The sequence below is a fragment of the Microbacterium sp. SSM24 genome (genome assembly GCF_025989145.1).
Lineage (GTDB): Bacteria > Actinomycetota > Actinomycetes > Actinomycetales > Microbacteriaceae > Microbacterium.
In genome coordinates this window covers 892,121-903,311 of the sequence record NZ_JAPDNQ010000001.1, presented here as the reverse complement: position 1 = coordinate 903,311, position 11,191 = coordinate 892,121, and the positions used below count along the sequence as shown (strand labels likewise).

Annotated in this window: 12 protein-coding genes; 11 read left to right on the top strand and 1 reads right to left on the bottom strand. The window is 69.8% G+C overall.

Features of this window, described 5'->3' with window-relative positions; translation table 11 throughout:
* Nucleotides 1-112 precede the first annotated feature (112 nt).
* From OL358_RS04215 to OL358_RS04180, 8 genes are all read left to right on the top strand, one after another.
* The gene (locus tag OL358_RS04215) at nt 113-388 is read left to right on the top strand and encodes a hypothetical protein (protein ID WP_264708685.1); all 276 of its coding nucleotides are present in this window, start codon (nt 113-115) and stop codon (nt 386-388) included.
* A 104-nt stretch (nt 389-492) separates the two neighbouring features.
* A complete protein-coding gene (locus tag OL358_RS04210; protein ID WP_264708684.1) occupies nt 493-1,575 on the top strand; it encodes an acyl-CoA dehydrogenase in 1,083 nt (360 codons plus the stop codon).
* On the top strand, nt 1,572-2,954 hold the full coding sequence (locus tag OL358_RS04205; protein WP_264708683.1) for a bifunctional PIG-L family deacetylase/class I SAM-dependent methyltransferase: 1,383 nt from the start codon (nt 1,572-1,574) through the stop codon (nt 2,952-2,954). The genes OL358_RS04210 and OL358_RS04205 overlap by 4 nt, the downstream gene beginning before the upstream one ends.
* Nucleotides 2,951-3,730 carry a glycosyltransferase gene (locus OL358_RS04200; RefSeq protein WP_264708682.1) on the top strand — a complete coding sequence of 260 codons (780 nt, stop codon included), beginning with the start codon at nt 2,951-2,953 and terminating at the stop codon, nt 3,728-3,730. The genes OL358_RS04205 and OL358_RS04200 overlap by 4 nt, the downstream gene beginning before the upstream one ends.
* A gap of 154 nt (nt 3,731-3,884) precedes the next feature.
* Nucleotides 3,885-5,120: an MFS transporter gene (locus OL358_RS04195; protein WP_264708681.1), complete on the top strand. Its 1,236-nt coding sequence runs from the start codon at nt 3,885-3,887 to the stop codon at nt 5,118-5,120.
* A 476-nt stretch (nt 5,121-5,596) separates the two neighbouring features.
* Nucleotides 5,597-5,794 (top strand): hypothetical protein, encoded by a 198-nt coding sequence (locus tag OL358_RS04190; RefSeq protein ID WP_264708680.1) that lies wholly within the window; start codon nt 5,597-5,599, stop codon nt 5,792-5,794.
* Entirely contained in the window at nt 5,787-6,044 is a 258-nt protein-coding gene (locus OL358_RS04185; protein WP_264708679.1) for a hypothetical protein, read from the top strand. Before OL358_RS04190 ends, OL358_RS04185 begins: the two co-directional genes overlap by 8 nt.
* Nucleotides 6,045-6,197: 153 nt before the next feature.
* Complete coding sequence (locus OL358_RS04180; protein ID WP_264708678.1) at nt 6,198-6,419, top strand: three-helix bundle dimerization domain-containing protein; 222 nt, start codon at nt 6,198-6,200, stop codon at nt 6,417-6,419.
* A 132-nt stretch (nt 6,420-6,551) separates the two neighbouring features.
* Here OL358_RS04180 and OL358_RS04175 read toward each other — a convergent pair whose 3' ends face one another.
* Entirely contained in the window at nt 6,552-7,124 is a 573-nt protein-coding gene (locus tag OL358_RS04175; protein ID WP_264708677.1) for a TetR/AcrR family transcriptional regulator, read from the bottom strand.
* A 190-nt stretch (nt 7,125-7,314) separates the two neighbouring features.
* Here OL358_RS04175 and OL358_RS04170 point away from each other — a divergent pair, with 190 nt between their 5' ends.
* Genes OL358_RS04170 through OL358_RS04160 form a run of 3 tightly spaced genes read left to right on the top strand, consistent with a single transcriptional unit; the run spans nt 7,315 to nt 11,126 of the window.
* On the top strand, nt 7,315-8,955 hold the full coding sequence (locus OL358_RS04170) for a CocE/NonD family hydrolase (protein ID WP_264708676.1): 1,641 nt from the start codon (nt 7,315-7,317) through the stop codon (nt 8,953-8,955).
* Entirely contained in the window at nt 8,955-9,416 is a 462-nt protein-coding gene (locus OL358_RS04165; protein ID WP_264710233.1) for a DUF3237 domain-containing protein, read from the top strand. The genes OL358_RS04170 and OL358_RS04165 overlap by 1 nt, the downstream gene beginning before the upstream one ends.
* A gap of 54 nt (nt 9,417-9,470) precedes the next feature.
* Nucleotides 9,471-11,126, top strand: coding sequence for an ABC transporter substrate-binding protein (locus tag OL358_RS04160; protein WP_264708675.1), 1,656 nt, complete (start codon nt 9,471-9,473; stop codon nt 11,124-11,126).
* Nucleotides 11,127-11,191: the final 65 nt, after the last annotated feature.

Sequence of the window (11,191 nt, the reverse complement as noted above, 5' to 3'; positions counted from 1 at the left end):
CCCGTGGCCGGTCGCCATGCCAGACGAAGGCGGCCCGGTCAATGCCCTGCCCCATCCGCGCGGGCTCTTCGAGACTTGTCCGACGACGAGGAAGAGGCGGGGGTCTGGAGCCATGACGGAATCGACCGAAGACGAGATGAGCGCCGACGACAAGCGTCGCGATCAGCTCCTGCGAGCGGAGAACTCGACAGAGGCGGATGCCGCGCCCCGCATCGTCGTGTCGAAGGGGAGCAGCGCACCCCGCATCGACATCGCGGACACAGCCGCTGTCCGGCCCGGGCCCGGGCCGGGAATGGCGGACGCCTCGGACGCGGACGCCTCGGACGCGGACGCCCCGGACCCGGACACGGACGACCCGGACGCGGACCCGAAGCTCGAGCGCTCCTAGTCCGCGCGCGCAGGCGGCCGGGCCGCGGGGACCCGGGTGGTTCCCTGTCAAGCCCCGCTGCCGCGGTCGGCGGACCGTCTAGCGTCGCGGACAGGAGGTCCCGATTGCCCGCAGTCACGACGACGTCGCACGTGTCGCTCTCCGCATCTGCGGCATCCCGCGCCACAACGTCGATGCCGATCCCACCGGACGGCGGCGGTCGCGCCGGTGCCGGGGTCCCGGCCGCGCTCGCGTGGTGCGTCGAGGTCGGGCGCACCGCGCCGCTCTCCGGAGGCGGTGCGACGGCGGCCCTCTGGGAGCTTCTCGCCCACACCGCGTTTCAGGACGTCGCGTCAGCGCGCATCCTGGAACCGCACCTGGACGCGCTCGGAATCCTGTCGCAGGCCGGGACGGACCTCGCTTCGGACCGGGATCCTTGGCGGCTGCGGTCGATCGGAGTCGATGCCGGATCTTCGTGGGGCGTCTTCGCGGCCGAAGGCGCGGGCCTGAAGGTTCGTGCGCGCGAGACGGCATCCGGGTGGATCCTCGAGGGCACCAAGCCGTGGTGCTCACTCGCGGCGCACCTCTCGCACGCACTGGTCACCGCCTTCGTCGGAGAGGAACGGCGCCTCTTCGCCGTCGCGCTCAGAGCAGAAGGCGTCGTCGTGCATGGCGGACCCTGGATTGCGCGAGGACTGCCCGGCATCGTGAGCGCACCGGTCGACTTCGCGCGCTCTCCCGCCGTGCCTGTCGGAGACAGCGGATGGTATCTGCGCAGACCCGGATTCGCGTGGGGCGGCATGTCGGTCGCCGCGTGCTGGTGGGGCGGAGCTCTGAAGCTGCGGGACGCGCTCGCCGGAGCGGCCGCCTCCGAGCGGGCCGACCAGGCGGCGATGGTCCATCTGGGCCGGGCGGATGCCGCCCTCTGGGCCGCCCGCGCGGTGCTGAAGGAAGCTGCCGACCTGATCGACAGCGACAGCGCGATCGACATGCGCCTGCTCGCCGAGCGTGTCCGAGGCATCATCGTGGATGCTGCGACGCTGGTTCTTCACGAATCGGATGCCGCGCTCGGCCCGCTGCCGCTCGTCGCCGACGAGCCCCACGCGCGGCGCGTCGCCGACCTGCACCTCTACCTGCGGCAGCATCACGGCATGCGGGACGCGGCTCGGCTGGGGCGACTGGCGCTCGAGTCGGAGATCTCGCGATGAGCGCCGGATTCAGCCATCTCGACCCGGGCACCCCGGAGGCGTACTGGCAGCAGGAGCTGGAACGGCGCGACATCGAGGAGCTGGATACGGTGCTCGACCTTCTCGTGGTGGTCGCCGCGCACCCGGACGACGAGACCCTCGGAGCAGCCGGGCTGATGGCGCGGGCGACGAAGCGCGGCATCCCGGTGATGGTCGTGGTCGCCAGCGACGGTGAGCGATCGCACCCGGCATCGCCCAGCCACACACCTGAGCAGCTGGCGCACCTGCGGAGGATCGAGACGGAGCGCGCCGTCACGCTCGTCGCACCGGATGGCGACCTCCGCTTCCTCGGCCTGCCCGACGGCCGGCTCGACGAGCACGTCGCCGAGCTGCGCGCGCAGATCGCACGTGTCGTCGACGAACCGGCACCTCGCACGGCGGGTCGGGTGCTGATCGTGGCGCCGTGGTCGGCGGACGGGCACCGCGATCACCGCATCGTCGCAGAGGTCTGCGCCGCGGTGTGCGCTCCCCGCGGCATCCGTCATCTCGGGTACCCCGTGTGGGCGTGGCACTGGGGAGATGCGACCTCTCTGCCCTGGTCGCGAGCCCGCGCGCTCCGCCTCGGGTCCGACGAGACCGATCTGAAGCGGCGAGCGATCGCGTGCCACCCGACCCAGACCCGAGCCCTCTCGCCGCAGCCCGGCGACGAAGCGCTGCTCCACGCGGGCATGCGCTCCCATTTCGAACGGGACGCGGAGATCTTCTTCCTCGAGAGCGAGGAGCGCTCAGAACCGAGCGGGCTCGACGCCGCCTGGTTCGACGCCTTCTACGACCGCAACGCGAGCGATCCCTGGGGGTTCGAATCGCGATGGTACGAGGAGCGCAAGAGAGCGATCCTGCTCGCGTCGCTGCCCTCTCAGCACCTCGGTCGCGTGCTCGAGGTGGGCTGCGCCACGGGGGTCCTCACGGCAGAGTTCGCGCCGCGCTCGGACACCGTGGTGGCGATGGATGCCGCCGCGGTCGCCGTCGCGAGGACGCGCCGAAGGCTCGACCACGATGCGCGCGTCACCGTGCTGCAGGGCACTGCCCCCGGCGACTGGCCGGAGGGGGAGTTCGACACGATCGTGGTGTCGGAGGTCGGGTACTACCTCACGCGGTCCGACCTGAACCAGCTCATCCACCGGGCGGCGGAGTCCCTCAGCGAACAGGGCTGCGTGGTCGCCTGCCACTGGCGTCACCCCGTCGCCGAGTACCCGCTGACCGGCGACGATGTGCACGATGCGCTGCACGAGCTGATCCAGTGGCAGACAGTCCTCACGCACCGCGAGCGCGACTTCGTGCTCGAGGTCTTCGCCCCCGCAGCAGCTCTCTCGGCCGCCCAGCGCGAGGGCCTCGTATGAGGCCCCTTCCCGTCGAGGCGATGGTCGTCGTCGTCCCCGTTCGCAACGAGGCCGAGTTGCTCGGACGCTGCCTGCGCGCACTCACCTCGGCGGTGGCGACCGCCCGCGAAGCAGACCTGACGTGCGAGGTGCGGATCGTGCTGGATGCCTGCACGGATGCTTCGCGCGACATCGCAGCGGGGTTCGATTTCCCCCTGATCGAGTGCCATGACGTCCGCGTCGGGGGCGCCCGTCGCCTCGGCGTGGATGAGGGCCTTCGTGCGCTCGCCGGTGTGCCGGCCGAGCGGATCTGGCTCGCGAACACCGACGCCGATTCGCGCGTGCCTGCGCATTGGCTCATCCACCATCGCGCGATCGCCCGCACGGCGGACGTCTACCTGGGCACGGTGCGACCGGACTTCGACGACATCCTCCCGATCCAGCGGGAACGATGGCTGCAGACGCACGCCACGGGAAGGCGGAACCGCAACGTCCACGGGGCGAACCTCGGCGTGCGAGCGCGCACCTACCTCCGCGCGGGAGGGTTCGCGTCGATCGGCGAGCACGAGGACGTCGACCTCGTCGCCCGGTGCCGGGCGCGAGGGGCGGCGATCCTCGGAGACGACGGCGCCGAGGTGATCACCTCGGGAAGGTCGGTGGGGCGAACCCCGGGCGGTTATGCCGGGTTCCTCCGCCGTCAGGCGACCGAGCTCATCGGCGGGGCGCCGGCGGCGACGGCCGCGAGCCGCGCGGAGCCGACCCACGACGTGGAGGCGCCACTGCGCGAGAGCACCTGACACGATCGTCAGACGCGTCTCGACGCCTCATCCCGGCTGAGCGTGCCGCCGGTGCTGCGAGAGACGGCCCGCTCCACCTGGTTAGTCTGATCCTCGTGCGGCGCACCAGTGATCGCCGTGCCCAGGCGTCCTGACGAAAGGCAGCGCACTCTCCGTGTACTCGCTCCTCCTGGCGATCATCTACGTCGCCTTCATCAGCCTCGGACTGCCCGACTCCCTCGTGGGCGCCGGCTGGCCGGTCATGCACCAGAGTCTGGGCGTGCCGGTCGCGTTCGCCGGGATCCTGTCGATGATCATCGCATTCGGCACGATCGTGTCGAGCCTCGCCTCCGAGCGAATCACCCGACGATTCAGCGTCGGCGTCGTGACCGCGGTGAGCGTCGGGATGACCGCCGCGGCGCTGGTGGGCTTCTCCCTGAGCGACTCGTTCTGGATGCTGTGCCTGTGGGCGATCCCCTTCGGCCTGGGCGCCGGCGCGGTCGATGCGGCGCTCAACAACTATGTGGCGCTCCACTACGCCGCGCGGCACATGAACTGGCTCCACGCATGCTGGGGGCTCGGCGCATCGATCAGCCCGTTCATCATGGGCTACACGCTGTCGTCAGGGATGGGCTGGTCGAGCGCCTACCTCATCGTCGGGATCATCCAGGCGGTCCTCACCTTCGCGCTTCTCCTCAGCATCCCGCTGTGGGGCAAGGTGAACCCCATCGTGCCGAGTGGTGCGGCAGCGGCCGACCCGGCGGCCGATGGGGATCAGGACGTCGACGAGCCCGCAGGGCGAGGAGCCGGCCATGTACCGCTCATGCAGGCGCTTCGGATCCCCGGCGTGATGTTCATCCTCACCGCCTTCTTCGCCTACTGCGCGCTGGAGAGCACAGCGATCCTGTGGGCATCGACGTACCTCGTCGCCGACCGCGGAGTAGCGCCTGCCACCGCGGCGGCCTTCGGTGCGCTGTTCCTGCTGGGCATCACCGCCGGGAGATTCCTGGCGGGCTTCGTCGCCGACAGGGTCGGGGACAGGCTGATGATCCGCGGCGGCTTCGCGACCGTCGGCCTCGGCATCGTCCTCCTGGCCGTCCCGCTGCCGACGGACGTGCTCGCGCTCGCCGGGCTCGTGCTCGCCGGGCTCGGATGCGCGCCGATCTACCCGGCCATCATCCACTCCACTCCGGTGAACTTCGGCCGACGCAACTCGCAGGCGATCATCGGCATCCAGATGGCCGCGGCCTACACCGGCTCCACCTTCGCCCCACCCCTCTTCGGCGTGGTCTCCGCCTGGGTGGGCATGTGGATCTTCCCGCTCTTCCTCGCCGTACTCGTGGTGCTGGGCGTGCTCATGTCCGAGCGACTGAACCGACTCGTCACGCGCCGCGCACTCGTCAGCCGCTAGTGGGTGCCCGGTCGGGCCCCCGTCAGGCGCCGACGTCTGACCGGTAGCGCTGCACGACCTGCCGGTACACATCGGCGCTCGGCTTCTCGGTGCGCTCGAACGTCTGCCTGTCCACCTCATGGAGTCCGAGCCTGCCTATAGGGTCGACGTCTCGCCGGGGTGACGTCGCGAACTCCGGCTAGGACTCGGCCCGTCTTGGCGAGTCGAAGAGCCCGCATCGACGATGGCGAAGGGCTGCGGGCGCTGAGGCTCATTTCTCCTCGCGTCGTGGTTGACCCTTGTGCGGTCGGCGGGGAGACTCGTCGATACATCCCCCCGGGGAACGGACAAAGAAGATGACGAACTACCCTCTTCGGCTCATTGCGGGTGCCTGTGTTGGGCTCGCGATTGCGCTGAACGGCGTCAGTGGAGCAGCATATGCAGACGCGACGACCGTCCAAGGTTCGCGGACCTGCGCTACCGGCCAAGTCGTCTACGTGCGAGCCGCCGTAGAGAACGCTGCGCAGCTGAAGTTCTACAACGGCTCGCTGGTGGTCTACACCTCGCCCACAGCGACGGATCACTTCTACAAGTACTCGTCCCGCAGCGTGAAATGGAAGATCTACAGCGCGGGAAACATCCTCACCCAGAGGGACGGATGCATGAGCGCCGGAGGGACGGTTCTCAATGATTGAGCGCGCGGACGTCGATCCCGCCGAGATCTCTCGGATCGCCGATCAGATCCCGGTGCGAGTCTCGATGACCATGGAGGTCGAGGGATACGCAGAGCGGGCCAGCGAGATCCTGAAGCTGTTCGACATCCATGCCGCTCCTCTGCGCGGAGGCATCGAGTTCGACCCGGGAGTCGAGCCCGGCGACCAGGCGCTTGTCGAGGCGGTGACCAATCTGGTGGCCCGAAGGTTCGGTCGGCCAGAACAGCGATAGAACTCGCCGCGTCTCGCCCGCTGAGACTCCCGCATCACGTTCTCGAGCCCCTCGACGCGCACGAGGTCTCTCTCGCGGTCGTCACCGGCGCGACGTCGGCGACACGTTCACCATCACGGAGTAGCCTTCGGTCACCGAGCATGAGGAGGGGTCGTGGCCGAGAAGGGCATCGATGAGGACACCGCGTTCCGCGAGATCCTCGTCCGTCTGACCGAGAAGTATCCCGACGTCCCGCCCGAGCGCATCTCCGCGATCGTGGACGAGGTCCGCGGGGAGATGACGTCGGCGAAGGTCCGCGACTTCGTGCCGGTGCTGGCCGAGCGGGAGGCGAAGAAGCGGGTGAAGGCCGAACGCCCGACGCGTTCCGAGGGCTGACGCGCCGCCGGAGCGCACGTCCCTCGAGAACGTGAGACCCCCGGATCCTGACGACTTTCGGCGCGGGCGCAGACATCGCGCTTGCCTGCTCGCGCAGGGGACCTGACTCGCCGCGCGCGGTCGGGCCGCTCGTCAGAGCGAGGCGAGGAGCGCCTCGGCGGCGGCGCGGGAATGGACCATGCGCCCCGGGTCGGCGTCGAAGTCGCCGAGGAAGACCGAGCCGAGTGCGCAGGTGAGCACGCCGTACGCGACCGTGAGACAGGCGTCGGCTGGGGCATCCGGATGCTCCTGGGCCACGAGCTGCGCCAGCTGTGTGCGGGTCGCCGTGTACGAGGTGGTGAGCACGTCGGCGATCTCGGGCGTCGTGCGCGAGAGCTCCACGAGGCCCAGCACGACCGCGTTCTCGCGGTCGGGGGACAGGAACGGCACACCGAAGAGGTAGTCCAGGGCTCCGTCGATGTCGGCGACATCCGGGGGGAGGATCGAGCCGGGCTCACCGCTCTCGTCGGCGAACACCGCGACCGCGGTGTCGAGGAGCAGCCGGTCGCGGTTGCCCACGAAGTGCCGCACGTGGCCGCGGGACATGCCGGCGGTGTCGGCGATGCGGTCGAGGGTGGCGCCGCGGATGCCGTGCTCGGCGATCGTGGTCAGTGTCGCGTCCAGGATCTGCTCGCGACGCTCCACGGCGACGGATGGGCGTGCCATCGGCGGTGCTCCTCTCGGCCAGGCGTCGGCGGAAACGCACGACCTCTTCGGCGATTGTAACGACGCGGTTAATTCTAGTCTAGTCGGACTTGACTAACTTGAAATCGATGCATAACGTGTGGTCTCAACGCCGGCGACGCCGCCGCGATGTGGAAGGAATGACATGCCTGAGGTTGTGCGAATCCCCCCGATGCCGGAGAGTCCGCTCTCGTTCCCGGCGCGGGTTCGCGCGGACGACGGCGTGCTCCTCGCCACCGACATCTACCTCCCCGGCGCACCCGACGACGCCGACGACACCCCCGGCGACACCGTGCTCATCCGCCTGCCCTACGACAAGTCGGGCGTGTACTGCTTCATCCCCCTGGTCGCGGAGTACTTCACGAAGCACGGCTACCGCGTCGTCGCGCAGGACGTGCGGGGCAAGTTCCGCTCCGGCGGCGACGCGCTGCTCTTCGTCAACGAGGTCGACGACGGCCACGCGACGATCGAGTGGATCATCCGGCAGCCGTGGTCCAATGGCCGCGTCGCGATGTGGGGCGACAGCTACTACGGCTACACCCAGTGGGCGGCGGCCGCCAGCGGGCATCCGGCGCTCAAGGCGATCTCGCCTCGCGTCACCGGCACCGGGCTCGGGGAGCCGGTGCGTCGCGACGGCGCCGAGCGCACCCGCCCGGTCGAGTGGGGCGTGACCTTCATGTACCCGCTCACCCAATTCTTCGACAACGACATGGTGCTGTGGGAGCCGGACTGGTCCCGTCGCGATTTCGCCGCGCAGGCCGAGGAGTTCATCGCCCAGGTCGGCTACCGCGGTCTCTCGTACGACCAGTGGTACCCGCGCCCGGTCCACCTGCCCCGCTTCCCGGAGGGCGACCCGTTCGCGGGTCGCTCGGTGCCCGTGCTGCACACCATCGGCTGGTGGGACAACTGCGCGCCGCTGTCGTGGGCCGACGTCGAGCGGATCAAGGAGCGCCCGAACTGGGACGCGCACCACTACCTGCGCATCGAGCCGATGGACCACGAGAGCTTCGAGCTGCTCGACGACGACGACGATCGCGTGGAGGACCGCAGCGAGGAGCAGATCCGCGCGCTCCTGCCGCGCACCCTCGACCCGACGCTCGCCTTCTTCGAGGTGTTCGTTCGGGGGAACGGGTCTCCGGCCGACATCCCGCGCGTCGCGTGGAACCTCGGTGGCACGACGGGAATGCGCGAGAGCGCGTCGTGGCCGCCGGAGGGGACGCGCGCGGTCGAGCTGTTCGCGACCGAGGCGGGTGAGCTCGCGCCGTCGCGACCGGAGTCGGCCGCGACCGCGCACTGGGTGCACGACCCGGCCGACCTCGTCCCGTCGAGCGTTCCGGATGCCTTCTCGTTCCTGCTCTACAAGCCCGACGAGGCGGCGATCGGCGACCGCGCGGACGTGCTGCGCTTCGAGTCTGCGCCGCTCGGCGCCGACATCGACCTGGCGGGTCCCGTGACAGCCCGCGCGCGGGTGTCGTCGGACGGGCCGGTCATGGACTTCTTCGTGCGGCTGCTGGATGTCGCGCCCGACGGGACCGCCCTGCGCATCGCCCGCGGTCAGCTCCAGCTCCGGGATGCCGGCCGTCCCGAGACGCTCGACCTCGATCTCGGGCAGATCGGCTACCGACTGCAGGCCGGGCACCGGCTGCGCGTGCACGTCAGCAGCAGCGACTATCCCGAGTTCCTGCCGCAGACCGGCACCGGCGCCGACCCCTGGACGTGGGGCGAGACGCTCGCGAACACCCAGTCCCTCGTCCTCGGCGGCACCGACGCCTTCTCGCTGACCCTCACCGTCCTCGAAGGAGACCTGTCGTGATGCTCGAGCCCACCCTGGAGTTCGTCTTCGAGATCCGCGCCCGGATCGACCCGCACTACGAGATCGGCCGCGGTCCCGAGGAGAAGCTCTCCTTCACCCCCGTCTCCGGCGGCACGGTGGTCGGTCCCCGCCTCAACGGCGAGGTGCTCAGCGGCGGCGGCGACTGGGCCGTCGAGCGCTTCGGCACGGCGCAGCTCGAGGCGCGCTACCTGCTCCGGGCCGACGACGGCGCCGTGATCGACATCCTGAACCGCGGATACTTCCGCGCAACGGCCGAGCAGCTCGCTCGGATGGAGAACGGCGAGGACATCCCCGAGGACGAAGCGGGGCTCTACTTCCGCACCGCTCCGGTCTTCCAGACGGATGCTCCCGCCCACCGCTGGCTCGCTGAGAACCAGTTCGTCGGCATGGCCCGGGACGACGACGGCCACGTCGCCATCCGGGTCTTCCTCCTGCAGTAACCCCACCCGAATTCACCACCCAACCGCACCACCCGATCCGAACGGAACACCAGCATGAAGAGAATCGGAATCGCCGCAGCCGCTGTCGCCTGCGCATCGCTGCTCGTGCTCACCGCCTGCGCGCCCCGAGACGGCGGCGGCAGCGACGACGGCGCCGGCAACGACGAGATCACCCTCGTCGACGCCCAGCCCGCGGGCACGCAGCCCGTCGACGAGGTCACCTGGGCGATCGCCGAGGGCGAGCCGGCCACGCTGAACCCGGCGAACTCGGCCAACCTCATCATCCCCAACCTGTGCGACAACCTGCTGTCGCTCCAGCCCGACTTCTCCATCGAGCCCGGCATCGCCGAGACCGCGGAGTTCGTCGACCCGACCACGTTCGTGATCACCCTGCGCGACGACGTCACGTTCTGGGACGGCAGCCCCGTGACCGCCGAGGACGTGGTCTACAGCCTGCAGCAGAGCACGAACCCCGCCTCGCAGTGGTACGGCGCGTTCGCCCTCGTCGTGCCGGATCCCGCCGTCGGCATCGTGGCCACGGGACCGAACGAGGTGACCGTGCGCTTCGTCGCCCCCGACTCCACGTTCCGCGATGCGCTCGCGGGGCAAGGGGGCGCCGTCATGCAGAAGGCCTTCGGCGAGAAGGTCGGCGAAGCCGTCGGCACCTCGGACGGCGGCCTCATGTGCACCGGACCGTACAAGCTCGAAGACGGCGGCTGGACACCCGGCAGCGACATCGTCACGACGGCGAACGAGGACTACTGGAACGGCGCGCCGCTCGTGAAGGAGCTCACCTACACGTTCGTCTCCGACGGCTCCACGCTCGCCACCGCTCTCACGCAGGGCGAGATCGACGGCGCCATCAACGTGCCGCCGACCTCCCGCGCGGCCTTCGAGGGCGACGGCGCGGGCACGCTGGTCGTGGGCCATTCGACCTCGTCGTACAGCTTCGGTCCGGCATCCTCCACCAGTGCCGCAGCCAACCCGAAGATCCGGCAGGCGCTCAACCTGGCGATCGACCGGGAGAAGTACCTCGAGACGGTCGTGAACGGGCTCGGCTACGTGCAGAAGACCCTGGTGCCGGAGTTCTCCTTCCAGTCGATGGAAGAGGCCGACATCTACCAGGCCGGCTATGACGCGCTCGCCACGCCCGAGGTCGACATCGAGGCCGCGAAGAAGCTCGTCGAGGAGAGCGGCGAGGACGTCAGCGTGCCGCTCGTGCTCGCCGTGGTGGCGGGGGCTCCGCAGTTCCAGCAGACCGCTGCGATCATCCAGAGCGCGGGCAAGGAGATCGGCCTCGATATCGAGATCAACGAGATGCAGGCATCCGACTTCGGGGCGCTCTTCTACGACCCGAGCAAGCGCGAAGGCGTCGACTTCGTGGCGACGCAGGGCTACCTCGAGACCCCCGGAGTGATCGGCTACCCGTCGCTGTTCCTCCTTCCCGAGCAGCTCGGCGGCATCTTCAACTGGAGCGGGTACGACAACCCCGACGTGACGGCGCACATGACGGCCGCCCGCAACGCGGTCGACGCCGAGACCGCCGCGAACGAGTTCGTCGCCGCGCAGGAGATCTTCGCACCTGACTACCTGCAGGTGACCCTCGCCGGCGCCTACCAGCTCACGTACATCAACAAGGATCTGACCGGAGTCGTCACCTCCGTCGCTGCGTACAGCAGCCCGTGGGCGCTGCACCTCGGCGGTAAGTGACACGACCTGCCGGGGCTGCGGGCGTCGCTCGGCGACCGCGGCCCCGGCAGGATGACACACACCAT